Source organism: Kribbella endophytica (assembly GCF_054781295.1).
Genome location: NZ_BAAGUR010000002.1, coordinates 1,357,303 through 1,381,436 on the forward strand (window position 1 = coordinate 1,357,303; position 24,134 = coordinate 1,381,436).

General features: G+C 69.7%; 25 protein-coding genes. 12 read left to right on the plus strand and 13 right to left on the minus strand.

The window, feature by feature from the left end:
- Nucleotides 1-53 precede the first annotated feature (53 nt).
- The gene (locus tag ACYVIO_RS24750) at nt 54-863 is read right to left on the minus strand and encodes an SURF1 family cytochrome oxidase biogenesis protein (RefSeq protein ID WP_460653250.1); all 810 of its coding nucleotides are present in this window, start codon (nt 861-863) and stop codon (nt 54-56) included.
- Nucleotides 864-939: 76 nt separating this feature from the next.
- Here ACYVIO_RS24750 and moaA point away from each other — a divergent pair, with 76 nt between their 5' ends.
- The gene (gene moaA / locus ACYVIO_RS24755; protein ID WP_460653251.1) at nt 940-1,953 is read left to right on the plus strand and encodes a GTP 3',8-cyclase MoaA; all 1,014 of its coding nucleotides are present in this window, start codon (nt 940-942) and stop codon (nt 1,951-1,953) included.
- A gap of 92 nt (nt 1,954-2,045) precedes the next feature.
- On the opposite strand, the gene ACYVIO_RS24760 is transcribed toward moaA, so the two are convergent.
- A complete protein-coding gene (locus tag ACYVIO_RS24760; RefSeq protein WP_460653252.1) occupies nt 2,046-2,249 on the minus strand; it encodes a hypothetical protein in 204 nt (67 codons plus the stop codon).
- Between the two features lie 177 nt (nt 2,250-2,426).
- Nucleotides 2,427-2,786, minus strand: a complete 360-nt coding sequence (locus ACYVIO_RS24765) for a DUF3099 domain-containing protein (protein WP_460653253.1) — start codon at nt 2,784-2,786, stop codon at nt 2,427-2,429.
- 74 nt (nt 2,787-2,860) lie between these two features.
- Between ACYVIO_RS24765 and ACYVIO_RS24770 the strand changes: the two genes are divergently transcribed.
- The 6 genes from ACYVIO_RS24770 to ACYVIO_RS24795 all read left to right on the plus strand — a co-directional run bounded on the left by ACYVIO_RS24770 (nt 2,861) and on the right by ACYVIO_RS24795 (nt 7,700).
- Complete coding sequence (locus ACYVIO_RS24770; RefSeq protein ID WP_425835416.1) at nt 2,861-3,073, plus strand: dodecin; 213 nt, start codon at nt 2,861-2,863, stop codon at nt 3,071-3,073.
- Nucleotides 3,074-3,181: 108 nt separating this feature from the next.
- Nucleotides 3,182-3,886, plus strand: a complete 705-nt coding sequence (gene fabG, locus ACYVIO_RS24775; protein ID WP_460653254.1) for a 3-oxoacyl-[acyl-carrier-protein] reductase — start codon at nt 3,182-3,184, stop codon at nt 3,884-3,886.
- 38 nt (nt 3,887-3,924) lie between these two features.
- Entirely contained in the window at nt 3,925-4,695 is a 771-nt protein-coding gene (gene fabI, locus ACYVIO_RS24780; RefSeq protein ID WP_460653255.1) for an enoyl-ACP reductase FabI, read from the plus strand.
- Nucleotides 4,688-6,385, plus strand: a complete 1,698-nt coding sequence (locus ACYVIO_RS24785; protein WP_460653256.1) for a Mur ligase family protein — start codon at nt 4,688-4,690, stop codon at nt 6,383-6,385. Before fabI ends, ACYVIO_RS24785 begins: the two co-directional genes overlap by 8 nt.
- A 37-nt stretch (nt 6,386-6,422) precedes the next feature.
- Complete coding sequence (locus tag ACYVIO_RS24790) at nt 6,423-7,319, plus strand: hypothetical protein (protein WP_460653257.1); 897 nt, start codon at nt 6,423-6,425, stop codon at nt 7,317-7,319.
- 33 nt (nt 7,320-7,352) lie between these two features.
- Nucleotides 7,353-7,700 (plus strand): hypothetical protein, encoded by a 348-nt coding sequence (locus ACYVIO_RS24795; protein ID WP_460653258.1) that lies wholly within the window; start codon nt 7,353-7,355, stop codon nt 7,698-7,700.
- Here the strand turns inward: ACYVIO_RS24795 and ACYVIO_RS24800 are convergent.
- The 6 genes from ACYVIO_RS24800 to ACYVIO_RS24825 form a co-directional block, all read right to left on the minus strand.
- Nucleotides 7,697-8,902, minus strand: coding sequence for a Dyp-type peroxidase (locus ACYVIO_RS24800; protein ID WP_460653259.1), 1,206 nt, complete (start codon nt 8,900-8,902; stop codon nt 7,697-7,699). The two genes, ACYVIO_RS24795 and ACYVIO_RS24800, sit on opposite strands and share 4 nt — an antisense overlap.
- Complete coding sequence (locus ACYVIO_RS24805; protein WP_460653260.1) at nt 8,899-9,456, minus strand: copper chaperone PCu(A)C; 558 nt, start codon at nt 9,454-9,456, stop codon at nt 8,899-8,901. Before ACYVIO_RS24805 ends, ACYVIO_RS24800 begins: the two co-directional genes overlap by 4 nt.
- 19 nt (nt 9,457-9,475) lie before the next feature.
- Nucleotides 9,476-12,298, minus strand: a complete 2,823-nt coding sequence (cphA, locus tag ACYVIO_RS24810; RefSeq protein ID WP_460653261.1) for a cyanophycin synthetase — start codon at nt 12,296-12,298, stop codon at nt 9,476-9,478.
- A complete protein-coding gene (locus ACYVIO_RS24815; protein ID WP_460653262.1) occupies nt 12,295-13,365 on the minus strand; it encodes a cyanophycinase in 1,071 nt (356 codons plus the stop codon). The genes cphA and ACYVIO_RS24815 overlap by 4 nt, the downstream gene beginning before the upstream one ends.
- Before the next feature lie 42 nt (nt 13,366-13,407).
- Complete coding sequence (locus ACYVIO_RS24820) at nt 13,408-13,986, minus strand: dihydrofolate reductase family protein (RefSeq protein ID WP_460653263.1); 579 nt, start codon at nt 13,984-13,986, stop codon at nt 13,408-13,410.
- Nucleotides 13,987-14,052: 66 nt separating this feature from the next.
- Nucleotides 14,053-14,892, minus strand: coding sequence for an AraC family transcriptional regulator (locus tag ACYVIO_RS24825; RefSeq protein WP_460653264.1), 840 nt, complete (start codon nt 14,890-14,892; stop codon nt 14,053-14,055).
- Between the two features lie 69 nt (nt 14,893-14,961).
- On the opposite strand from ACYVIO_RS24825, the gene ACYVIO_RS24830 reads away from it, so the two are divergent.
- Nucleotides 14,962-15,735: a hypothetical protein gene (locus ACYVIO_RS24830; protein WP_460653265.1), complete on the plus strand. Its 774-nt coding sequence runs from the start codon at nt 14,962-14,964 to the stop codon at nt 15,733-15,735.
- Between the two features lie 54 nt (nt 15,736-15,789).
- Here ACYVIO_RS24830 and ACYVIO_RS24835 read toward each other — a convergent pair whose 3' ends face one another.
- Together ACYVIO_RS24835 and ACYVIO_RS24840 are read right to left on the minus strand one after the other, a co-directional pair.
- Nucleotides 15,790-17,196: a glycoside hydrolase family 16 protein gene (locus ACYVIO_RS24835; protein WP_460653266.1), complete on the minus strand. Its 1,407-nt coding sequence runs from the start codon at nt 17,194-17,196 to the stop codon at nt 15,790-15,792.
- Nucleotides 17,197-17,276: 80 nt separating this feature from the next.
- The gene (locus ACYVIO_RS24840; protein ID WP_460653267.1) at nt 17,277-18,173 is read right to left on the minus strand and encodes a GNAT family N-acetyltransferase; all 897 of its coding nucleotides are present in this window, start codon (nt 18,171-18,173) and stop codon (nt 17,277-17,279) included.
- 131 nt (nt 18,174-18,304) lie between these two features.
- Between ACYVIO_RS24840 and ACYVIO_RS24845 the strand changes: the two genes are divergently transcribed.
- Both ACYVIO_RS24845 and ACYVIO_RS24850 read left to right on the plus strand, forming a co-directional pair.
- Complete coding sequence (locus ACYVIO_RS24845) at nt 18,305-19,126, plus strand: hypothetical protein (RefSeq protein WP_460653268.1); 822 nt, start codon at nt 18,305-18,307, stop codon at nt 19,124-19,126.
- Nucleotides 19,127-19,306: 180 nt separating this feature from the next.
- Nucleotides 19,307-20,140 carry a hypothetical protein gene (locus ACYVIO_RS24850; RefSeq protein ID WP_460653269.1) on the plus strand — a complete coding sequence of 278 codons (834 nt, stop codon included), beginning with the start codon at nt 19,307-19,309 and terminating at the stop codon, nt 20,138-20,140.
- On the opposite strand, the gene serB is transcribed toward ACYVIO_RS24850, so the two are convergent.
- Entirely contained in the window at nt 20,133-21,344 is a 1,212-nt protein-coding gene (serB, locus tag ACYVIO_RS24855; protein ID WP_460653270.1) for a phosphoserine phosphatase SerB, read from the minus strand. The genes ACYVIO_RS24850 and serB overlap by 8 nt on opposite strands.
- Nucleotides 21,345-21,486: 142 nt before the next feature.
- Nucleotides 21,487-22,221, minus strand: coding sequence for a hypothetical protein (locus ACYVIO_RS24860; protein WP_460653271.1), 735 nt, complete (start codon nt 22,219-22,221; stop codon nt 21,487-21,489).
- A 232-nt stretch (nt 22,222-22,453) separates the two neighbouring features.
- Here ACYVIO_RS24860 and ACYVIO_RS24865 point away from each other — a divergent pair, with 232 nt between their 5' ends.
- Together ACYVIO_RS24865 and ACYVIO_RS24870 are read left to right on the plus strand one after the other, a co-directional pair.
- Nucleotides 22,454-23,236, plus strand: coding sequence for an ABC transporter ATP-binding protein (locus ACYVIO_RS24865; RefSeq protein ID WP_460653272.1), 783 nt, complete (start codon nt 22,454-22,456; stop codon nt 23,234-23,236).
- 192 nt (nt 23,237-23,428) lie between these two features.
- Complete coding sequence (locus tag ACYVIO_RS24870) at nt 23,429-24,028, plus strand: NfeD family protein (RefSeq protein ID WP_460653273.1); 600 nt, start codon at nt 23,429-23,431, stop codon at nt 24,026-24,028.
- Nucleotides 24,029-24,134: the final 106 nt, after the last annotated feature.

A 24,134-nucleotide genomic window follows, 5' to 3' on the forward strand; every position in this document is an offset into this window, starting at 1 on the left:
CATCGTCTCGAATGATGAAACCACGTCTCATCAACGTGGCACGGCAGTACGCGCTAGCGCTCGGGAGCAGACCCGGAACTGTCCGACACGCCGACAACCGTCTCCGAACGGTTGCGATCGGCAACCTCGGATTCGCCGGTGCCGTCCTCGTCGTCCTTGGTGAGGTCCTGGCGCGAGAAGTAGACCAGCCCGCCGATCGCCATCAGCGCGAAGAAGAACCACTGCAGCGCGTAGAAGAAGTGCGGCCCGTCGTCGATCTCCGGCCCGGGGAACTTCCCGAACGCCGGGTCCGCCGCGGGCTGCTGCTGATCGGTCGCGAGATACCCGTCGTACAGCTTCAGTCCGAGCACGCCCGAGTAGTCCGGCCCGTTGATCAGTCGCGCCGTCCCGTCGACCGGCGTACCGCCGCTCGTGTGGCCGCCGTGCTCACTGCGCCGCAGCCGCCCGGTCACGGTCACTTCGCCGCTCGGCACCGCCGGAATCGCCGTCGGTGCCAGCTCGGAGCTCTGCCGCGCCAGGAACCCACGATCGACCAGCAGCGCAGTCCCGTCAGTGAGGATCAGCGGCGTGACGATCTCGAATCCGGGCCGGTCGTTCACATTCCGGTACCGGACGACGATCTGCTTGCTCGCATCGAACCGCCCGGTGACCACGGCGGTCCGCCAGTCGTGCTGCGGCCCGATCACGTGGTCGGGGCCGACGATCTCGCTGATCGGCGCAGGCGCGGCGGCCAAGTTGCTCGTGGTCACATGGTTGCGGTCCTTGCGTTCGTCGAGGCGGTGCAGCTGCCATCGGCCGAGCTGCACACAGGCCCCGGCCAGAACCAGGATCACCAGCGCGGAGCCGATCCACCGCCTTGTCATCAAACGACGCACCCCACGAACTTAGGCCATGACCTGAAACACACCGTCGCCGCCTGCCGCCACGTACGCTGAGGGTGTGTATACCAAGACGCAGCAGCTCGGTCTGGCCGACAACTACGGCCGGGTGGCGACCGACCTCCGGGTCTCCCTGACCGACCGCTGCAACCTGCGCTGCACCTACTGCATGCCCGAGGAGGGCCTGGACTGGCTCGCCAAGCCCGAGCTGCTCACCGACGACGAGATTGTCCGGCTGGTCTCGATCGCCGTCACCCACCTCGGCGTCGACGAGATCCGCTTCACCGGCGGTGAGCCGCTGCTGCGCCGCGGCCTGGTCGGCATCGTCGACCGTACGACGAAGCTCGAGCCGCGCCCGCAGGTCTCGCTGACCACCAACGGCATCGGCCTGGCCCGCCAGGCGGAGGCGCTGGCCGCGGCCGGCCTCGACCGCGTGAACGTGAGCCTCGACACCGTCCGCCAGGACACCTTCCTGCAGCTCACCCGCCGCGACCGGCTCAAGGACGTGCTGGCCGGTCTGGCAGCGGCGCACGCGGCCGGTCTGGCCCCGGTGAAGGTCAACGCCGTCCTCATGCGCGGTGTGAACGACGACCAGGCGCCCGAGCTGCTGCAGTTCTGCCTGGACCACGACTACGAGCTGCGCTTCATCGAGCAGATGCCGCTCGACGCCCAGCACGGCTGGGACCGGACGACGATGATCACCGCCGACGAGATCCTCGAGAAGCTCAGCGACCGGTTCGGCCTGGAGCCGACCGACGCGGCGACCCGGGGGAGTGCGCCGGCCGAGTCCTTCACGGTGCAGGGCGGCCCGAAGACGGTCGGCATCATCGCCAGCGTCACGCGCCCGTTCTGCGGGGACTGCGACCGGGTCCGGCTGACCGCCGACGGTCAGGTCCGCGACTGCCTGTTCGCCCGGACCGAGTCGGACCTGCGGACCGCGTTGCGTGACGGCGCCTCCGACGAGGACCTCGCCGAGCGCTGGCGGACCGCGATGCGGGGCAAGCTGCCCGGCCACGGGATCGCCGATCCGGCCTTCCTCCAGCCGGTCCGTCCGATGTCCGCGATCGGTGGCTAGCGCGAGGCACTAGTACGGCGTACTAGTAGGTGCCGGTGCAAATCTGAACCGGAAATTTACTTTTTCACCCGTAACGCACCCAGGCGTTGTTCTCAGCCGGTGAAAGGCTCGACCTCGCGCAGGAAAGAGCGCGCGCCGAGGAAGTCGCTCAACGACTGCTTGTGCTCGTCACAGGCGACCCACGTCTTACGCCGGTCGGGCGTGTGGATCTTGGGGTTGTTCCACAGCAAGGCCCAGCGGGCGGGGGCGCCACAACCCCTTGCGGAGCAGACGGACGGCGGTGCTTGTTCACTCATGAGGAATTGTTCCTGATCACTCAATAATCAAAAGCCTGGGGAAAATGAAGCGACGTCGGACAGCCACGGGGGGAGCCGTCCGACGCCGCATCAAGTCCCTGAATTTCACTGGTGAACTTCAGAGCACGCGGGAGATTCTGACACGGATCCGGTGGCAGAATCCAGTCCCGGCCGAGATCACTTTTCGGTGTCGCCACGCAACTCCTGATCGGGCACGTATTCACCCTGTACGACGGGCCCCGGCTGCTGCTCCAGCTGGATCCGCGGCGGCGCCTCGTACGGGTCCGCGCCGGACACCTTCTTGCGCTGCTGCGCGTTCGCGAAGACCACCGCGACCGAGGGCAGGAACACCGCGCCGACGAGCAGGATCCACCGCCACGGCGACGGCGTCAGCACGGCCGCGATGAAACACACGACGCGCAGGGACATCATCCAGGCGTACCGCGCGATCCGGCTGTCCAGGTCCTCGGACCGACCCGGCTGAGCCGTAGTTACAGAGACGACCGTTTCGCCGTCGGTCTCACGTCGTCGGGGCATCTATTCTCCTCACCAAAGACAACGGTACGCCGCTGATTCAGGGCCGCCGCAGCCAGCTGTGAAGGGAGAGCACGATGACAGATCGCACCTACCGGGTGACCGAGCTCGTCGGCACGTCCAAGGACGGCGTCGACGCGGCGATCCAGAACGCGATCGGCCGGGCCGGCGAGACGCTGCGGCACCTGGACTGGTTCGAGGTGACCCAGATCCGCGGCCACATCGTCGACAACCAGATCGACCACTACCAGGTCGGCCTGAAGGTCGGTTTCCGCCTCGAGGACTCCTGACCGGTACGCCGTTCGGCGCCCCCGGCGACCGCCCGGTTCATGCCGGCGCCGGGGGCGGGCGATAGCGTTCGTCCGGCAGGAGTGTCCATCTAGTGAGGAGAAGTGTTCGTGGCCAGATCGGTACTCGTCACCGGGGGCAACCGGGGCATCGGCTTCGCCATCGCGACCGCGTTCAAGGAGGCCGGCGACAACGTCGCGGTCACCTACCGCAGCGGTGAGCCGCCCGAGGGCTTCTTCGGTGTGAAGTGTGACGTCACCGACACCGAGCAGGTGGACGCCGCCTTCGAGGCGATCCAGGCCGAGCAGGGCCCGGTCGAGGTCCTGGTCGCGAACGCCGGCATCACCAAGGACACCCTGCTGCTGCGGATGTCCGACGACGACTGGGACTCGGTCATCCAGACCAACCTCACCGGGTCGTTCAAGGTCGCCAAGCGCGCCGCCAAGGGCATGCTGCGGCTGCGCAAGGGCCGGATCGTCTTCATCTCCTCGGTGGTCGGCCTGCTCGGCTCGCCCGGCCAGGTGAACTACGCCGCCAGCAAGTCCGGCATGATCGGCATGGCCCGCTCGATGGCCCGTGAGCTGGGCAGCCGCGGTATCACCGCGAACGTCGTCGCCCCGGGCTTCGTCGAGACCGACATGACCGCCGTACTGCCGGAAGAGACCCAGAAGCAGTACCTGGGCCAGATCCCGCTCGGCCGGTTCGGCCTGACCACCGAGATCGCCAACGCCGTGCGCTGGATTGCGTCCGAGGAAGCCGGGTACATCACCGGCGCGGTGCTTCCGGTCGACGGCGGCATCGGCATGGGCAACTGACCACACTCACTCACCCAGTAATCCAGAAAGGGACGCCGGTGGGCATCCTCGACGGCAAGCGGATCCTGGTCGCGGGAGTCACGCTCGACTCCTCGATCGGCTTCGCCACGGCCAAGGTGGCGCAGGAACAAGGCGCCACCGTGCTGATCTCGAACTTCGGCCGCGCGCTGAGCATCACCAAACGGATCGCGAAACGCTTACCCGTCGAACCGCCGGTGCTCGAACTGGACGTCACCGACGAGGAGCACCTGGCCGCGCTGCCGGACAAGATCCGTGAGCACGTCGACGGACTGGACGGCGTCGTGCACTCGATCGCGTACGGCAACCCGGAGACGATCCTCGGCGGCAAGTTCCTGGACGGCCCGTGGGACGACGTGTCCCGCGCGGTGCACGTGTCGGCGTACAGCCTGAAGGCGCTGGCGGTGACGTGCGCGCCGCTGATGAGCCGCGGCAGCAGCGTTGTCGGGCTGACCTTCGACGCGACCGTGGCCTGGCCGGGGTACGACTGGATGGGTGTGGCCAAGGCCGCGCTCGAGTCGACCTCGCGCTACCTGGCCCGCGACTTGGGTGCCCAGGGCATCCGCTGCAACCTGGTCTCGGCCGGCCCGCTGAAGACCCTGGCCGCGAAGGCGATCCCGGGCTTCGAGAAGTTCGAGGAGCCGTGGCTGGACCGCGCCCCGCTGGGCTGGGACCCGTCCGACCTCGAGCCGACCGGCAAGACCATCGTCGGCCTGCTCAGCGACTTCTTCCCTTCCACCACCGGCGAGATCATCCACGTGGATGGCGGCTACCACGCGATGGGTGCTTGATGTGACGTCCCAGGTCGAGCTCCGCGTCTTGGACGGGGCCAACCTCTACTTCAGCCGGGCCGCGGTCAAGCTGACTCTCGATCTGTCCGCGCTGATCGACGCGCCGGCGCCGGCGGCGAAGTCGTTCGCTTCGGCCCTCGGGCTCGGGGCGACGCGGCCGGGACGGATCGGGTCGGGCTTCCGGCAGCGGTTCGCGATCCGCGTGGTCGGGCACATTGTCCGCCGGATCGCCCGCGAGGCCGGGATCGGCCGGATCGGCGTCCGCGTGCGTCCGGAGACCGACGTACGACGGTTGGTGGTCGCGTTCCCGTGGGCGCACGAGCAGCGCGCCCGCGCGCTCGGTCAGGCGATCGTCGAGGTGATCGATGCGTTCGGCACCGACGAGAGCGAGCTGAGCGCGCTCGTCACGACCGTCGGCGACCGGGTCCGCAACGAACCGCCGGGCAACCCGCCGCCGACGCTGCGGCCGAAGGTCCCGGTCGTCGCGGTGACCGGGACGAACGGCAAGACCACGACCTCGCGGATGATCGCGCACATCGGCCGCGCCGCCGGGCTGCACGTCGGCTGGTCGAGCACCGACGGCGTGTACTTCGACGGCGAACTGGTCGAGTACGGCGACTTCTCCGGTCCGAGCGGCGCCGGCCGCGTTCTGTCCCAGCCGGGGATCCAGCTCGCGGTCACCGAGACCGCTCGCGGCGGCATCCTGCGCCGCGGCATCGGCGTCGCCTCGAACGACGTCTCCGTCGTCACCAACGTCAGCGCGGACCACCTCGGGCTCGGCGGCATCGACACCGTCGACCAGCTCGCCGAGGTGAAGGCGGTGATCACCAAGATCACTCGCCCGCGCGGCTGGTGCGTGGTCAACGGCGACGATCCCCGCACGTTCGCGATGCGGCTCGACTCGCCGGCCAAATGCTGGGTGTTCTCCCGCGACCCCGACTCGCCGTCGATCCGGACGGTGCTGGAGGAGGGTGGCCGGGCGACCACCGTGCTCGACGGCTTCGTCACGGTCCTGGACAACTCCAGCGACGCCGAGGCGCTGCTCAAGGTGACCGACATCCCGATGACGCTGTCCGGCCTGTCCCACTACAACGTCGAGAACGCGCTCGCCGCGGCCTCGGCGGCGCTCGGGCTCGGGCTGCCCAAGGCGGCCGTGGTCGAGGGGCTGACCAGCTTCTCGCCGAACGAGAACAACCCCGGCCGGATGAACATGTACTCGATCCGCGACTTCACCGTGGTGATCGACCTGGCCCACAACGAGGCCGGGCTCGAGGCGCTGCTGGAGATCATGAACGGCGTACGGCGTGAAGGCGCGCGTCTGCTGCTGGCGCTCGGCTCACCGGGCGACCGGTCCGACGAGATGGTCTCGGCAATGGGCGCGATCGGTGCCCGCGGCGCCGACCGGGTGGTGATCGGGCACAAGGACAGCTACCTGCGCGGCCGGCCGCCGTCGGAGCTGGACGCGGTGTTCCGCGAGGGCACGAGCTCGGTGGGCGTCGACGACGTCCCGTCGTTCCCGACCGAACTCGACGCGGCCAAGGCGCTGGTCGCCGAAGCCGGCACTGGTGACGTCGTCGCGGTGATGTCTCTGCAGGATCGGGCGAGTCTTGACGCCTGGTTGCGGTCCGAGGGAGCTACCGTCGATACCCCGGAGATCTTGAAGAGCAAGGTCGAGCGAGCCCAGCACTGAACCCCGGCCCCGGCTGCCGGGGCTGAATTGGGGTGTCATGCGCTACCTGTGGGCCGTCCCGGCGGCTGTGATCGGCTGGTTCGTCGCGGGATTCGCGCCGAGCTACCTGATCGGACTGCCCGAAGCGACCACGCTGTTCGTCCCGGCCTCCAACGGCCGGATCGACCTGCTCGTGCTCGGCGGCTTCGCCGGGGGAGTGGCGGCCGGGTTCCTGCTCGGCCGCATCCGGTACGCCGTACCGCTGGTCCTGGTGGTTGCCTCAGGCACGTGGTGGCTCAGCGGACACACGCTGTCCGCGCGCGAACTGCTGATCACGTTGCTCGCGGCAAGTGCCGTCGGCGCCTTCTTCGGTGCCGTGGGCACCCGAAGCTCGGTGGTCGCCGCGTTCGCGCTGGCGCTGCCCCTGGCCTGGTACGCCGCCCGCCCGGCGGCGGACCTCGCCGACGACTTCCGCTGGATCTGGCAGCTCAACGGCCTGCTCGTCGCCGTCGGCCTGACGATCGTCCTGTACGTCTCCTGCTGGCGCCGCGGCTGGCGCTCGGCGTACTTCTGGCCGGTGCTGATCGCGACGTACCTGCTGTCGTTCGCGATCGTCGACGGCGTCCGGGCAGTCTCCGCCTCGGCCGGCCGCTCACCGGACGAGGTCGCCGACGCCGGGACCAAGGCCTTCTTCCAGTCCTTCGAGCCGCTGCTGACCAACTACTGGCCCTGGCTGGTGCTCGCGGTCCTCCTGGCGATCCCGATGACCGCGCTCAAGTTGCGCGCCCTGCCTCCGGCGCCGCCCCCGCTCGACCCGTACGCCGACCGCACCAACGACGCCGTCCTGTCCGACGACCTCGACTGGATCGACCAGCGTGAGCCCGAGCGTCGACTGCTCGCTCGTTATAACCGCGCCACGCCGGAAGAGGCTACTTCGGTGAATGTTCAACCATAGGGTGTGAGCACATCCCGCCCTTTGGAGGAACTTGTGAGGATTCGCCCCGCCCTGAGCGTCACCGCCCTGGCTGTGGTCGCCGCAGGCCTGTCCGTCAGTCCGGCGTCCGCCGCCCAGCAGCAGTCCAGCGCCTTCGAGTGTCAGCAGGGTCAGGCCTGCTTCTTCGAGACCACGAGCTTCAGCGGCAAGGCTGTTGCTTACAACGACGTTCCCGGCGCCTGCACGGTGCTGCCGTTCGCCCCCGGCGCGCTCTTCAACTGGTCCACCGAGGACGTGCTGCTCTACCGCACGGCCGACTGCACCGGCCCGGCGAACCTCGAGCCGGCCAACAACTTCCACAGCTACCCGAGCACCAAGTTCCTCAGCTTCCGGGCGGGCTAACCCAGCAGATCGCGCGCCAGCCAGCCGTCTTCGTGCCATCCCGGAGGGATCGCGAAGACGGCTGAGCCGATCGTCGTCGTCCACTCGTTCAGCGCGTCGGCGGCGTCCAGCCGGGCCAGCAGCGGGAGGAACTGCCCGGCCACGTCCGCCTGGTAGCTCAGGAAGATCAGCCCGCTCTCGCGCGTCGCGCCGGTGTCCAGCACGTAGTTCAGGCCCTTGCGGAAGATCCGGCGCCCGTCGTTCGTGCTGTGATGGGACAGCCGCGAGTGCGCGTTCTCCGCGATTACCAGCCGCTCGTCGGCGTCCCGCGCCTCCAGGTCGAGCTCGTCGTGCTCGGTGGTCCCGGTCACCGGCGCACCGGTCGACAGCTTCCGCCCGACCGCACGCTCCTGCTCGGACCGGGTCAGCTCGTCCCAGGTGTCGAGGTTCATCCGGATCCGCCGTACGACGAGCGTCGTGCCGCCGCGGAACCACTCCGGCCCATCGTCGGCCCACACCGTCGCGTCGAACTCCGGCGATCTGACCGCCGGGTTCCCGGTCCCGTCGACCTGGCCGAACAGATTCCGCCCGGTCACCGGCTTGCCGTCCGGACCGGTCCCGTTCCAGAAGCCGGTCTGCCGCCACACCGGCTTCGCGAACGGCGCCGCGTCCGCCACCAGCCGCCGTACGGCGTGCACGACACTGACGGGATCGTCGGCCCCGACCTGGATCAGCAGGTCGCCACCGGACCACGTCGGGAGCAGCCGGTCGTGCCGCATCACGGGCAGGTCGTCCAACCCGCGAGGCTTGTACGCCGTGAGTCCGGGACGGGTGAACACCCGCGGCCCGAACCCGACCGTCACGGTCAGCGCCGCGTTCGGGACGGCCAGCTCGGGTGCCGTGTCGCCGGGCGTCGGCCGGCCTTCGGTCAGCGCGACGATGTCCGTGCTCCACAACCGCATCAGTCGGCCGAGCGCGGCCCGGTCGGTGCTACTGAGCAGGTTCAACGCGACGAGTTCGGCGTGCTTCGGCGAGGGCGCCGCGATCGCGGGCTGGTGGTCGCCGTACGGACTGAGGTCGCGGGACGCCACGGCTGCGGCCGGCGCCGGGTCGTTGCTCAGGGCAACTGCTGTGCCGGAGACAGCGGCCCCCGCGGCGGCGGCTCCGGCGTACCCGAGGAGCTGCCGGCGCGAGGGCCGGGTGGAGGAGTCTGTCGAGGTCAAGAGGCAGGTGTCGGGGTCTGGGAGGGGTGGTAGTGCTCTTCCTCCTCGGTGAAGTTCTTCACCGGGACGGTCAGGTCGTGCGTGCTGCCGTCGGAGAACTTCAGCGTCAGCGGCACCTCGTCACCGGGCTTCAGCGGCTGCTTGAGGTCCATCAGCATCACGTGGTCGCCGCTCGGCGCGAGGTGGGCGTGCGAGCCGGCCGGTACGACGATGCCGCCGGCCTTCTCCTGCATCACCATCTTGCCGTCCTTCATCGTCATCTCGTGCAGCTGCACGGTGCCGGCCACCGGGGAAGTTGCCGAGGTCAACTTGATCTCGGCGTTGCCCGGGTTCGTCAGCGACATGAACGCCGCCGTCATCGTGGTGTCCTTGGCGCCGGCCGTGGTCCGGACCCAGGCGTCCTCGACCAGCACGCTCGGCGTACTGACCGAGGGCGCGGTGTCCGCGGCCGCGGCCTTGTCACCGGAACCGCACGAGGACACCAGGAGGGGGAGGGCAACGACAACGCAGGCCATCAGCAACTTCTTCTTCACGCACAGGCCAACGAGGGTCACCCGACCCGAGTTCCCCAACTCATTGTTGTTCTTGGTCACCTTCTTCGTCCGGGCGGACGAAGTCGGGGTCCCCGCCTTCGTCGCCGGACCGCGCGCCGGCCTGCGCCAGGTGCGACACGGACTCCAGCTCGGCGAGCACCGACTGGTGCTGGTCGACGCACAGCACGACCAGGTCACCCCGGTTGGATCGACCCAGCGCATGCCGTACGGCGTCGAGCTCTTCCAGCACCAGCTCCACCGAACGGCACCGCGCGCCGTCGGCCATCGCGGACCGGACGCCCTCGATGATCAGCTCGGCCGACTCGCCTCGCTTACGGCCACGCAGCCGCGTGTCCTCACGGACGATCAGCTGGTCGAAGTGCTGCGCCGCGACCTCGCCCAGTTCGCGCATGTCGTCGTCGCGCCGGTCGCCCGCGGTCGCGATCACACCGATCCGCGACGGCCGCCCGAGCTCCGACGACGCACCGAGGCTCTCGCCGATCCGGTCGACGAAGTCGCCGAGCATCCGCATCGCCGGGGCGTTGTGGCAGTAGTCGACGATCACGTGCCGGCCGTCGACCTCGATCTCGTTCAGCCGGCCCGGCGACAGGTAGTACGACGTACTGAACGTGCGCAGGCCCTGCCGGATGTCGTGCAGCGGCGCCCCGGCCGCGAACGCCGCGGCGGCGGCAGCCATCACGTTCTGCACGTTCATCATCGCCCGGCCGCCGAACGTTGCCGGCAGCAAGTGTGTCCAGGCCAGCTGCATCGAGCGCGGGCCGTGCCTCATGATGATCATGTCGCCCAGCTCGGACCGCTCCAGCACGACCGCGCGGCCGCCGCGACGGCAGTGGCCCTCGATGTACTCGCGCACCTCGCTGCCGGCCTCGGCCATGCTGAACCACACGACCTGCCCGGAGCACTTGCGCCGCATCTTCCGGACCAGCGGGTCGTCGGCGTTCAGTACGGCGAAGCCCGTCCGCGGCACCGCCTCGACCAGCACGGCCTTCACGTCGGCCAGCTGCTCGAGCGTGTCGACACCGCGCAGCCCGAGGTGGTCGGGCTGGATGTTCAGCACGACGGCCACGTCGTTGCGCTCGTACCCGAGGCCCTCGCGCAGGATGCCGCCGCGGGCGACCTCGAAGACCGCGAAGTCGACGCGCGGGTTCTGCAGCACCATCCGGGCCGACTTCGGGCCGGACGCGTCGGACCGGATCACCAGCCGCTCGTCGATCACGATGCCGTCGGTCGACGTCATGCCGACCTTGCGGCCCATGCCCTTGAAGACGTGGCTGATCATCCGCGAGGTGGTGGTCTTGCCGTTGGTCCCGGTCACCGCGATGATCGGGATCCGGCTGGTCGCACCGGGCGGGAACAGCATGTCGACGACCGGTTTGGCGATGTACTGCGGCTCGCCGATCGTCGGGTTGGTGTGCATCCGGAAGCCCGGCGCCGCGTTCACCTCGCAGATCGCGCCGCCGGTCTCGCGCACCGGCTGGGTGATGTCGGGACAGATGAAGTCGATGCCGGCGATGTCCAGCCCGATCATCCGGGCCGCCTCCTCGGCGATCTCGACGTTCTCCGGGTGCGCCTCGTAGGTGCGGTCGATCGAGATCCCGCCGGTGGACATGTTGCCGGTCAGCGTGAGCTTCACCGTCACGTCCTCCGGCGGTACGTCCTCCAGCTCGAAGCCCTGGCTGCGGACCAGATCGCGGGCGGCGGCGTTCACGGTGATCCGGGTCAGGATCTTCTCGTGCCCGACGCCGCGGCGCGGGTCGGCGTTGGTGATCTCGACCAGCTCGGCCACCGTGTGCACGCCGTCGCCGACCACGTGTGCGGGGACCCGCTCGGCGATGGCCTCCATCCGGCCGTTGATGATCAGGCAGCGGTAGTCGCGGCCGGTGACGAAGTTCTCGACGATCACCCAGCCGCGCCGGGACTGGTCCTGCGCGATCGGGAACGCCTCGCGGACCGCGTCCGCGTCGGCGAGGTTCAGGCAGACGCCGCGGCCGTGGTTGCCGTCGAGCGGCTTGCAGACGACCGGGTAGCCGATCTTGTTCGCGACGCTGACCGCGTCCTCGACCGTACGGATCGAGTCCGACCGGGGGACCGGCAGTCCGGCTGAGGCCAGCAGCCGCGTGGTCAGGTCCTTGTCGCTCGCGACGTCGACCGCGATCGAGCCGGTCTCCGACGTCATCGTGGCGCGGATCCGCTTCGCGTGCACGCCCTGACCGAGCTGGACCAGGCTGGCCTTGTTCAGCCGGATCCACGGGATGTCGCGCGAGGTCGCCTCGTCCACGATCGCCTGGGTCGACGGACCGAACGCGGTCCGCTCGGCCTGCTTGATGAACCGCTCGAGCTCGGTGGTGAACTCGAAGTCCGGGTCCGGCTGGACCAGGTGGTTGACGAAGCGGACGGCCAGCTCAGCGGCGGCCAGGCCGACGGCCTCGTCGGCGTACGCGTAGACGATGTTGTACCGGCCGGGGACGCCCTTGACCTGACGCGTCTTGCCGCGCCGCATGTCGTGGCCGGCCTCCTGCTGCAGCTGCAGGGCGACGTGCTCGGCGATGTGGCCGAGCCAGGTGCCCTCCTGAAGGCGCTCGATGAAGCCGCCACGGCGACCGCGCGAGCAGTGGTGCTGGTCGAGCCGCGGCAGATCGGCGAGCAGGTGCTCGGTGAAGCCGTCGATCGTGTCGGACGGCCAGTCCTCGAGCGAACCCAGGTCGACCACCAGGTGGATGGCCGGCTCGTAGCTCCAGACGTTCGGGCCACGGTAGACACGGGTCTCGATGATCTTCAGGTCGGGGCTCGGCGACCCCTGCGGGTCGGCGGGCTTGCGGCGCTGGGGGGCGGTCTCTGTCATTGCGTCGTCCCACTGTCTGCTTGCGGATCGGTGTCTGGTCGGCTGAGTTCGGCGCCCGCGCTCAGAGGCTCGGTCGCCTCCGGTCTGGACTCGGTCGCCGACGACACCCGCCGGGCCACGCGCTTGCCGGCGCGACGCTTCTGCTCGGCGTAGTACTGCGGGGAGACACCCTCGGCCGCGATGTCGCGGGTCAGCTTGCGCAGGTCCGCCTCGGCCTGCTCGATCTCGGCCAGCTCCTCGGCCGGCGGCTGCGGCCCGTACGAGAGCAGCGTGCGGGACCGCAGGTCGAACGTCGCGGTGGCCGGCAGCACGTGCAGGACGACGCCGGAGGCAAGGATCGCCTCGGACCGCTTGGCGTAGTGCGCGTTGGAGGTGATCCGGCTGCCGTCGAAGATCGTGACGGCTCCACGGCCGACCACTTCCAGGTGAGACCCCCGTACGACGGCCGCCGTGTCCTCGTCGACGCCGATCCCGAGCAGGCCGGGGGACTGGGCGACGAGCGACAGGAGCCGGCCGTACCGGTTGCGCTGGGCGAAGTGCTGGTCGACGATCGCGCCCTGGACCAGTCCGAGCCCGCCCGCGAGCTGGCTCATCCGCTGGCGCGGAGTCGCGCCGGAGCGGCCGAACGCGATCATGTGCTCGGCCAGGATGCTGGCGCCGGCCGACGTACCGCCGACTGCGGCGCCGCGGCGGTGCGCGGCCGTGACGGCCCGGCCGAACGCCGTACCGGTGACCACGCCGCTGAGCTTGAGTTGGTTGCCTCCGGTCATGAAGATGCCGGTCGCCTCGTTCAGCGGCTCGATGAACGCCGGGTCGTCGGCGTCCTCACGGTTCTCGGGGCGAACCCCGACCACACTGGCCGCGCCGAGCGCGGCGAACAGCGCGGAGTACACGTCCGTGACGTCCGGCCCGAGCGCGGACGCCGTGGGCACCACCACGATCCGGGCCTTCGGCCCACCGGCCGCCTCGACGAACTCCTGCAGCACCATCCGCTTCTTCAGCTTGTCCTCGGCTCCGCCGATCGCGAAGAGAGCACCCGGGCCGCTGCTCACCACCTGTTGAGACATAGCCGAAGAATAGGTCACGGCCCCCGCCGGAGCTTGGATCGGTCAGCGGCGCACCTGGTAGCGGAGGTGAAGCACCCGGTTGCCATGAATCACTTCGGGATCCTCCAACAGGTGCTGCGCGTCGACGGATCCGAAGTAGCGTTTACCGGAGCCGAGCACGACCGGGACGACGTCCATGCGCACCTCGTCGACGAGACCCGCGGCAAGCGCCTGGCCACCGACGTCGCCGGCGGCGACCTCGACCAGGCGGTCGCCCGCCAACTCCTGCGCCTTGGCCACGGCTGCCTCGACGCCGTCGACGAAGTGGAACGGCGCCTCGGGGTCCCAGCCCTCGGGCTGCGGCCGGTGCGTCACGACGACGACGTGATCGATCCCGGCCGGAGGCTTCCCGTCCCAGCCGTCCGTCAGGTCGAAGACGTGGCGGCCGGCGATGGTCACGCCGATCTCGTCCCAGTACGCCCGGGTGTAGTCGTAGGACACCTGCGACACCTTGACCACGTCGCTGTCGTCCAACGGGACGTCACCGCTGGTCAACCAGTCGAACAGCGGTCCGGGCTGATCGTTCTCGTCCGCGACGAAACCGTCGACCGACACCGAGGCGTACATGACCACTTTGCCCACGGGACACTCCTCTGCTCTGGGGTTGCCTCAAACTAGCGCGCCACGAGCGGCCGATCTTGTAAGAAATCAATCGGCCGGCAGCGGCCAGCCCTCCAGCGTGTGGCCGGGATGTTCGCGCAGGAACCGCTGCCGGACCTCGACGTACCGCGACGGCGTGAGCCCGGTGAACTCCCGGAACTCGTGGCCGAAGTGGGCCTGGTCGAAGTAGCCCGCGCGCCCCGCGAGGTCGCCCCAGTCGACCGGTCCGGCGGGGTCGATCGCGAACACCGTGGCGGTGAAGCGGTGGATGCGGGCCAGCCGTTTCGGCGTGATGCCGATGAGCTCCTTGAACCGCTGGGCCAGATGAGTGCTGCTGACCCCGGCCGCCTCGCTCAGGTCGCCGATCGCCAGTGTCCCCTTGGTCGCCGCGATCAGACTGCTCGTCCGGCGTACCAGCTCCAGCCCGGCGGTCTCGCGCAGCCGTCGTACCAGCTCCTCCTCGAGCAGCGTCAGCATCTCGTGCGGCCCGGTCGCCGCTGCGAGCCGGTCTTGCAGCTCGGCGATCGCGGATCGGCCCCACACCTGCTCGATCGTCACCGGCCGGTCGCACAGCGCGGACGCGGGCATCCGCAGGAACGGCGCGAGCCCCCACGGCTTGAAGTGCACGCCGACGGACCGGGTCCGGACCGGGTAGCTGAACTCGAACGCGCGGGTGGGCATGGTGACCACGCAGCCGTCGGCGTACTCGGCCAGGTCGAGGTCGGTGCCGGCGCGCATGCGGAACGGCGCCCCGAGGTTCACGATCAGCAGCGCCGACGGGCTCGGCGGCAGCGTCAGCCGGGCGTACGGCGGTGCGCCCTCCAGGTAGTAGAGGTCGTCGATCAGCCCGTCCAGCGGCGCCCGCGGGACCTTCGACACGTACTCCATGCCCACAGCATCGCCGAAGTGCGGCGTGCGGGGGAGGAGCTTCGACGGATTTGTGGCATCCTCCGCCGGGTGAAGAAACTGATGACACCGTTGCTCCTGGTCGGGGCGTTGGTCCTGGTCGCCGGGTGTGGCGGCTCCGATGATTCCGGTGCGCCGGCGGCGGCGGACAGCAAGATCACGCCGTTGAGCCAGGGCGACTTCTCGGGCAAGGTTCAGGCGGCGCTGGCGGCGAAGAAGACGTTCCAGGTGGTGACGACCACGACAGACGCTGACGGCCCGGCCACGTTCACGACGAACGTGCGGCTGGCGGGTGCGGCGGCTGATGTGCAGGGGAGCGCGCTGGAGAGCACCTTCGTTCGGGTCGGCGGCACGCTGTACGGCAAGGGCGGGCAGCTGTCGAGTGACCCGAAGAAGCCGTGGGTGATGTACGACCCGACGGGGAAGGGCGCCGGCAAGGAGACGTCGGCGATCATGGCCGGCGCGATGCTGCAGCTGCTGGGCGCTCAGCTGGACCAGTACCGCGTGGCCGTGGCCACCTCGCCGTACGCGACGGACTTCAAGAGCGCGGCCGGCGAGCCGGTCGACGGGGTTGCGACGGCGAAGTACACGATGACCGTGAACGTGCTGAAGGCGACGCAGGCGCAGGCGTTCGGGCAGTACCTGACGTCGGAGACGGCCGCCCAGTCCGGCCTGACCGAGCTGCCCATCGAGGTCACGGTGGATGCCGAGTCGCTGCCGCGGACGTTCGCGTACGAGGCCGACGGCGCGAAGGTCAGCGGGACGTTCGGCAAGTTCGGCGAGCCGGTGACGATCACCGCCCCGGCAGCGACCGAGATCGCCTGACCTCCTGTACGACGAAGCCGCGGCCGGCACCTCTGGCCGCGGCTTCGCTGCGTTCTAGTGGCCGAAGGTGAACCAGTTGACGTTCACGAAGTCCGCCGGCTGACCACTCGTGAAGGTCAGGTACACATCGTGTACGCCGGTGACGTTGGAGATGTTGGCCGGTACGGTCCGCCAGCTCTGCCAGCCGCCGGTGTTGCCGACCGCGAAGCTGCCGATGGGCGCGTTCGACCGGCTGTCCAACCGGACTTCGACCAGCCCGCTGACCCCTCCGCCGGCGCCTGACGCGACCCGCGCGACGAACTGCCTGGCCGGCGTACTGCCGAAGTCGATGGAGCCGTAGCGGGCCCAGTCACCGTTGCCGACCTGGCTGAGGTTCTGCCCGCCGCCGGAGTCGCTGGTCGTTTCGACGGCGACACCACCCTGCTGACCGAAGGCTTCGGCCTGCAAGGGCCCGTACGCGCCGCTCCCACCAGGAGGCGGCGTCGTGGGCGGTGTCGTCGGGGGAGTCGTGCCGCCGCCCTTGGTGGAGACCGCCACGTAGTCGACCACCATCGGATGGCCGGGGACGGTCTCGGCGCGCGGCGTCGGGCCGTTGAGCGCGTCGGGGAACGCGCCGCCCATCGCCACGTTCAGCAGGATGAAGTAGCCCGCGTGCGAGGTCATGCTCGCCCAGGTGTCGGCCGGCAGCTGTGCCTGGGTGACGGAGTGGAACTGCTGTCCGTCGACGTACCAGCGGAACGCGTTGGGCGTCGTACTGGTGTCCCACTCGAACCGGTACGTGTGGAACGCCGACTGGCAGCTCGACCCGGGGCAGGCGCGGCTGGCGCCGAGGCCTGTGGTCTCGTTGCACGGGCCGCCGGGGTTCACGCCGCAGTGCAGCACGGCCCAGACCGAGTTGATCCCGTTGACGTTCTCCATGATGTCGAACTCGCCGATGCCCGGCCAGTTCCAGTAGTTGCCCCGGTACGGCTGGCCGAGCGCCCAGAACGCCGGCCAGTAGCCGAGCGCCGCGTTGCCGGTGACGTTGGGCATCTGGATCCGGCCCTCGATCGCCAGAACGCCGCCGGACGGCGGCTTGAAGTTCGCGCGCTGGGTCTCGATCCGGGCCGACGTCCAGTTGCCGGCGCCGTCGCGGCGCGGGGTGATCCGCAGGTTGCCGGAGCCGTCGAGGGCCAGGTTGTCGGCGTTGCTGGTGTAGTTCTGGATCTCGCCGGTGCCCCAGTTGCCGGGGCCGCCGGGATAGCCGTGGCCGGTGTCGACGATCCAGTTCGCGCTCGACGGCAGGCTGCCGCTCGGGCCGTCGAAGTCGTCGGACCAGACCGTGGTCCAGCCGGTCGGTGGTGGGGGAACGCTGGCCTGGGCCGCGATCGTCAGCGGCACGGCGACCATCACCGGTACGACGAGTGCGCTGAGCAGGGTCCTGAGGCGGGGGCGGGACGGTGTGTTCGGGCGGGAACGCATCTTGACCTCCCTGGAGGGGTTACGCCTATGGGAGCGCTCTCATCGCCGGGAGTCAACAGCTCGTCACGATCTGGCGCGACTCAGACCCGGCCGCGCAGCACCGTCGTACTGCGCCGCACGGTCATGCCGAGCCGCTCGTACATCGCCAGCGCGCCGGTCCCCGAGTGCGTCCAGAGCGTCAGTTGGGTGCGGCCGTCATCGTGCATCGCCTGGGCCGCGGTCGCGAGCAAGGCCTTCGCGACGCCGCGGCCGCGCTGGTCCTTGCGTACGGCGACCTGCTCGACGTACCCGTCGCTGCTGTCAGGGAGATCGAGGCTGAGCGCGGCGCCGACGAGTTCGTCCCCGGCGAAGGCGACGGGCGAGAGCTGTGGCACGAAGCTCGACCGCTCGATGCCCATCCGCGCCCACTCGTCGTACTCCTTGCGGCGCGGTTGCCAGTCGTCGAACGCGTCCTCGATCACCTGGTACGCCGCGTGCTCGTCGCCCGGCTGGAACGGCCGGATCGTGATGCCGTCGGGGATCCGGACGTCCAGCTCCGTGGTCGGCATCTCCAGCAGCCAGTTCGTCGCGAGCAGTTCGTAGTCGCGCGAGCGCAGCAGTTCGAGGCCGGCCCGGTCCTGGTCGTCGACGGTCTGCGCGACCCAGTCCGTCCCGACCTCGGCGGCGCGAGCCTCGACCCAGTCGAGCAGCGCGGCGCCGATCCCGCGGCCGCGGAACGCTGGATCCACATCGACCTGGGAGCGTCGTCCTCGGTTGATCCAGGCCCAGCCGGCCAGCTGCCCGTCGTCCGCGTGCACGACGAGACTGTCGACGGTCGCGTCGAATCCCGGCCTGGTCAGCGCGGCCTCGATCCCGTCGGCGCCGGTCTCGACCACGCCGGTCGTCGCGCGTTCGGCGGCGCTGACCAGCGTGTGGATCGCCGGTACGTCGGCGGTGGTCGCGGGGCGGGCGGTGAAGTTTTCCGGCAGTGGAGGCATGGGCGCGATCCTGCCTCTCGGCGTACGGCGTGGGCAAACGGATTGGCAGGTTGTGCTACGTCACAGAGTGTTTGCGGGGAGGTCCGGATCTGTCACCATGTGAGCGATCCCCGCCTCGAGGAGTGTTCGCTGTGCGTTTCACCAAGGCCGGCGCCGTCACCGCCGTGCTGGTGCTGGGTCTGTCTGCCTGCGGTTCGACGCGGGCTGCCGGACCAGCCGCCGACGCTTCCACCGCCGGTACGCCGTCCGCTTCACCAAGCCTGTCGGTCTCCGCGACGGCGCCGAGCGACGACGGGTTGTCGCCCGCGAACCTCGCGTCGGAACTGCTCGGCCGGCTGGCCGAGAAGGGCACCTTCCGGACGGTCTCCCGTACGACGAGCGCAGGAGAGTCGGCCGTTGTCGTCACGGCCGACCTCCGGATCAGTGGTGACCACGCCGGACTGATCGCGACCGGCTTCGGCCGGAAGCTCATCAAGACCGGCGGCACGGTGTACCTGAAGGACGCGGCCCTCACCGGGGACAAAACGCGCCCGTGGTCCGAACTCGCGGCCGGCGGGCAGTCGTCCCGCTCCGGCAGGCAGTTGCTGCGCGCGGCGCAGGTCCACGCGCTGATCGGCGGCGCCGCGCACGCGACCACGTTCCAGCGCGCCGACCGCATCACCGTGAACGGCGCACCGGCCCAGGAGTACGTCGTCTCCATCGACCTGGCCCGCGCCACCGCGGCCGACGCAATGGAGGGCTACCTCACCGCCGGCACGGCCGAGTCGTTGCCCGAGGCCCTGACCGTACGGATCGCCGTCGACGCCCACTGCCTGCCGGTCCAGCTCCGTTTCACCCTCGACGACGACGCCACCGGCCGCGCGGACGTCACCGCCACCTTCAGCCGCTTCGGCCAGAAGCTGACGATCAACCCACCCGCCCCCCACAAGATCGCCACCCCAGCAACAACCTGAGCGCTGCGCATCACCCCCCCCGCCCTGGCCTCCACCCCCGCGCCGGTGCTGACTTGAGCGCTGCAGCTTGCTGCAAGCGTTTAGGTTGCCGGCTTGCTGTTGTGTCACCATCTGACCCGAGTCGGGTCGATCTGATCGGGAGCAGCAAGACCCTCACCCTGTTCACGAGGAGTCCTTGCTGTGCGTTCCGTCCTGCCCGTCCTGATCGCGGGTTCCGCCCTGGTACTGACTGCTGCCTGCGGCAACAACACCGCCCCGGCCGCGGCGCCCGCATCCACGCCGACCATCGCAGCCAGTACGTCGACGCCGACCGGTCCGCCCGAGCCGGCCGAGCTGACCAAGGCGGACTTCGGCCCGAAGGTGCTGGCGGCGTTGCGGACCGCCGGGACGTTCCGGACGACGGTGAGGGAGACCGGAGCGGCGCGTGCATCGGTCGCGGAGCTGAACGCCGACATCAGGCTCAAGGGCGCGACGACCGACGCGGCGGTGACCAGTGAGGAAGGCTTGCCGGTCACGCGCATCGGCAAGGTCCTCTACATGGAGAACGACGAACTGACCGGCAACCCGAAGAAGCCGTGGGTGAAGCTCGACCTGGCGTCGAAGGACCGGCACATCCTCGCGGCCGCGCTCGTCGTCGTACAGGACTACAACCAGGCGATGGTGCACCAGGTGCTCGGCGGAGCGGCGTACTCGACGAGCTTCAGGGCCGTGGGCTACCAGCCGATGGACGGCACGCAGGTGCGCGAGTACCAGCTGAGCATCGACGTGAAGAAGGCGACGGCGGCCCGCGCGATGGGTGTCTACCTGACCCAGGCCGACGCGAAGACCCTGCCGACGCAGCTCAGCGTCTCGGTGATGGTGGACGCGAAGAACCTGCCGCACCGGATCGTGTTCGTGCTCGCCGACACCAAGGGAGGCAACACCGCGATCCAGGCGTCGTACGAGAAGTTCGGCGCGAAGCTCCCGGTCGTCGCCCCGCCGGCCGCCAAGACCGGCAAGCTCGACCTCAGCTGAGGTTGTCGGCCGCTTCGACCTCTTCGCGGGAGATGCCGAGCAGGTAGAGGATCGTGTCCAGGTACGGCACGCTCAGGTGGGTGTCGGCGGCGGCGCGGACGACCGGCTTGGCGTTGAAGGCGACGCCGAGGCCGGCGGCGGCGAGCATGTCGAGGTCGTTGGCGCCGTCGCCGATCGCGACCGTCTGCGACAACGGCGTACGGGACGACTCGGCGAAGCGCCGCAGCGCGACCGCCTTGCCGGGCCGGTCGACGATCTCGCCGACGACCTTGCCGGTGAGCTTGCCGTCGACGATCTCCAGCTCGTTGGCCGCCGAGTAGTCGATGCCGAGGTCGGCGGCGATCTTGTCGGTGATCTGGGTGAAGCCGCCGCTGACGATCGCGAACTGGTACCCGAGCCGCTTCAACGTCCGGACCAGCGTCCGCGCCCCCGGCGCGAGCTGGATCGCGGCGTACACCTCGTCGATCGCCGAGACCGGCAGCCCCTCCAGCGTGGCAACCCGGTGGTGCAGCGACTCGGCGAACTCGAGCTCCCCGCGCATCGCCTGCTCGGTGACCGCGGCAACCTCCGCCTCGCGCCCGGCGTGCGCCGCGAGCATCTCGATCACCTCGCCCTGGATCAGGGTCGAGTCGACATCCATCACGATCAGCCGCTTGGCGCGCCGGTACAACCCACCGGCCTGTACGGCGACGTCGAGCCCCTGCCGTACCCCTTCGAGCGCGAGCACAGTCCGCAGCGCGTTGGTGTCCGCACCGGACACGGCGATCTCGACGGCCGTCACCGGGTAGCGCGCCATGCGGCTGATCCGGTCGATGTTCGCGCCGGTGTCGGCGATCCGCCCGGCGATCGCGGCGAACCCCTCGGCAGTCAGCGGCGAACCGATCACCGTCACCTGCGTACGCCCCTTGCGGCGCGGTTCGTTGTCGCCGACACCCTTCTTCACGTCGATCTCGACGTCGAGCTGCTCGGCGAGGTCCTTCAGTTCCTTCTTCAGCTGCTTGTGATCCCGCGGCGCCGACAGCAGTACGCCGAGCACCAGCCGCCCCCGCAGCACGACCTGCTCGGCGTCGATCACCTCGAGCCCTCGGCTGGCGATCGTCGACAACACCGCCGACGTCAGCCCCGGTCGGTCCGTACCGGTCAACGTGACCAGCAGGGTCGGTCGATCCAACGGCGGCGTCTCGTGCTCAAGCTGTCCAGTCATCCCAGAACAGAAACCTATCCGAGCCGAGCCAATCTGTGGACGCCCGGTCCACATACCGACGCAGCCGCAGGTCCCCTCCCGTCGTCCCCAGCGGCTGGTGGGTGCACAAAGTGCGGTTCGGGGAAGGGATATGGAGGACGAGCTACTGCGGAGCGAACGGGCCGCAGGCGGCGACCAGGGCTCGGCGGGCGGAGGCTGCCAGTTCGGTGAGGGCTCGGCGGCGGGCGTCGGCTTCGGCGCCGGTGACGGCGGCGCCGTCGTCTTCGAGGGCGGCGTCGGCGATCGCCAGGCAGCGGCGAGCCGTGGCGGCGGCCTTGACCGCGCGGGCGTCGTACCCAGGGGCGAGGTCGTCGCCCTTGCCCTGGCCGATCTTGCGGATGTCGATCAGCGCGTCCGCGATCTCCGGCTTCCAGCGCGCGATGTCCAGCGCGGCCAGCGACTCGGCGGCCTCGATCAGCGCGGCCCGCAGTCCACGGTCGGCCTCACCGAGATCCGCCGGCGGCGGGCTCTGCGCGGTCAGCACCGACCACTGCACGGCCGGCCCGACGTACGCCGGAATGAGCCCGATCCCAGCACCGGACAGTACGACGGCCTCACCGGCCTCCAGCGCGGACTCGTTGAACGACGGGGGACCGGCCAGTCCGATCGGATCACCCGGCACGGGCAGCGCGAGATACGCCTCGCGCGCACCGGCGGCGCGCAGCAGATTGAGCGCCACCGGCAACGTCGCCGGCTCAGGATGCGCCGCAAGCCCGGCAACGTGGTGCCCGACGTCCGTACCGAGGATCCGGTGCGCGGCGGTGTCGGGATCGCAGGTCCCGGCAAGCATCGCGTTGGTCCACACGGTAAAACGCACCGAGGCGGCAGTGGTCAGCACGCCCACAAGTCTCCCACCCTCACCACACACTCCCGACATCCCCGCCCTCCCACCACCCACGACAGCCGACCCGCCCACCCCGCTGACTCTTCCAAGTACCGACCCTCGATCGGTGGCTGGTACTTGTTCCAGTTCAGGCCGCCACGCCATTCGCCCACGCACCCAGCCCGTAGGGCCGTCGCAGTGGAGGGTCCTGCCGCACCCCGAGCGACGACCCCGTAGGTTTTGCCTCATGACTGCAGTGGTGGAGCTGGCCGGCATCACGATCGTTCGGGGCGAGGCGCGTCTGCTGGACGGGATCGACTGGACTGTTGACGAGACCGACCGCTGGGTGGTGATCGGCCCGAACGGTGCCGGCAAGACCACGTTGCTGCAGGTGCTCGCGGCGCAGATGCACCCGACGGCCGGCGTCGCCGGACTGCTCGGTGAGGTGCTCGGTGCCGTTGACGTGTTCGAGCTGCGACCGCGGATCGGGCTGACGAGTGCGGCGCTCGCGGACAAGCTCCCAAGGTCCGAGCGGGTCTCCGACGTCGTCGTCTCGGCGTCGTACGCCGTGATGGGCCGATGGAACGAGGAGTACGACGAGCTGGACCACCAGCGCGCGAAAGAGCTGCTGACCGAGCTCGCCATCGACCACCTCGCCGACCGCACCTTCGGCACCTTGTCCGAGGGCGAGCGGAAGCGCGTACAGATCGCCCGCGCCCTGATGACCGACCCCGAACTGATGCTCCTCGACGAGCCCGCCGCCGGTCTCGACCTGACCGGTCGCGAGCAGCTCGTCCGTTCGCTCAGCTCGATCGCGACCGCCGAGGGCGCACCGGCGATGGTCCTCGTGACGCACCACGTCGAGGAGATCCCGCCCGGCTTCACCCACGCGATGCTGCTCAAGCAGGGCCGCGTCGTCGCCGCCGGGCCGATCGACCAGGCCCTCACGTCGGAGACCCTGAGCGACACCTTCGACCTGGCCCTCACCCTCCAGCACTCGGACGGCCGCTACACCGCCCGCGCCCTCTAGCCCGTACGGCGCCCGCCCGATCCCAGGACTCTCCCGACCTGCCGCATCTCGAGCGACGGGGGTTCTCCCCATCCCCGGAGTACTGTCGAACTCAGAGCATCTCAGTCACGGCTGGGGAATCCGGGAGACTTCGGGCTGCGTCCGACGGGTGGTGGACCTGCCAGAGGTCCCGATCGCGGATAGGGTTGGCAGATGATGGATTGGCTGCGCGAAAACGTCTGGGCCGCCTGGCTCGGAATCGCCGTCGTGCTCGGCCTGGCAGAGCTGGCCACGCTCGACTTCACCCTGCTGATGCTGGCGGCCGGCGCGCTCGCCGCGACCGGTGCCGCCGCACTCTTTCCCGGCCTGCTCTGGTTGCAGATCGTCGTCGGCCTGCTGACGGCCGGCGCGATGCTCGGCGCGATCCGCCCGCTGCTGGTCCGCAAGATCCACCACGGTGTGGAGATGAAGACCGGTTCCCAGCACGTGATCGGCCGGACCGGCGTGGTGGTGAAGGAGATCCACCCCGACAGCCTCGGCTCGATCAAGCTCAGCGGCGAGCTGTGGACGGCGCGGCCGTTCGACGACCTGACCACGATCCCGCCCGGGACGCGGGTCGAGGTGATGCAGATCGACGGCGCGACCGCCGTGGTGTACCCGATCGGCCTGCCGCTCGGTCACCACGAGCACGAAGCCATCCAGCACGAAGCCGCCCAGCACGAAGCGGTCCAGCCCGAGCCCGTCCAGCACGAGCGCACTCAGCCCGACGCGCAGGCGACCGACGGCAAACCGGACTCCGACCCGCCGCGCTGAGCGCCGTCCGGAGTTGGTCCGACCGACTCCGGATCGTGAGGGAACCGGGCTGGGCAGTGGCCCGTCTGTAGGAAAGACTGTCGATCCTGTTTCGTTCGAGTGGAGG

Bases quoted from the DNA above. Each gene is read 5' to 3' on its own strand.
- ACYVIO_RS24750 (WP_460653250.1), bottom strand. From the start codon at position 863: ATGACAAGGCGGTGGATCGGCTCCGCGCTGGTGATCCTGGTTCTGGCC.
- ACYVIO_RS24760 (WP_460653252.1), bottom strand. From the start codon at position 2,249: ATGAGTGAACAAGCACCGCCGTCCGTCTGCTCCGCAAGGGGTTGTGGC.
- ACYVIO_RS24765 (WP_460653253.1), bottom strand. From the start codon at position 2,786: ATGCCCCGACGACGTGAGACCGACGGCGAAACGGTCGTCTCTGTAACT.
- ACYVIO_RS24770 (WP_425835416.1), top strand. From the start codon at position 2,861: ATGACAGATCGCACCTACCGGGTGACCGAGCTCGTCGGCACGTCCAAG.
- ACYVIO_RS24790 (WP_460653257.1), top strand. From the start codon at position 6,423: ATGCGCTACCTGTGGGCCGTCCCGGCGGCTGTGATCGGCTGGTTCGTC.
- cphA (WP_460653261.1), bottom strand. From the start codon at position 12,298: ATGACAGAGACCGCCCCCCAGCGCCGCAAGCCCGCCGACCCGCAGGGG.
- ACYVIO_RS24815 (WP_460653262.1), bottom strand. From the start codon at position 13,365: ATGTCTCAACAGGTGGTGAGCAGCGGCCCGGGTGCTCTCTTCGCGATC.
- ACYVIO_RS24825 (WP_460653264.1), bottom strand. From the start codon at position 14,892: ATGGAGTACGTGTCGAAGGTCCCGCGGGCGCCGCTGGACGGGCTGATC.
- ACYVIO_RS24835 (WP_460653266.1), bottom strand. From the start codon at position 17,196: ATGCGTTCCCGCCCGAACACACCGTCCCGCCCCCGCCTCAGGACCCTG.
- ACYVIO_RS24840 (WP_460653267.1), bottom strand. From the start codon at position 18,173: ATGCCTCCACTGCCGGAAAACTTCACCGCCCGCCCCGCGACCACCGCC.
- serB (WP_460653270.1), bottom strand. From the start codon at position 21,344: ATGACTGGACAGCTTGAGCACGAGACGCCGCCGTTGGATCGACCGACC.
- ACYVIO_RS24865 (WP_460653272.1), top strand. From the start codon at position 22,454: ATGACTGCAGTGGTGGAGCTGGCCGGCATCACGATCGTTCGGGGCGAG.
- ACYVIO_RS24870 (WP_460653273.1), top strand. From the start codon at position 23,429: ATGATGGATTGGCTGCGCGAAAACGTCTGGGCCGCCTGGCTCGGAATC.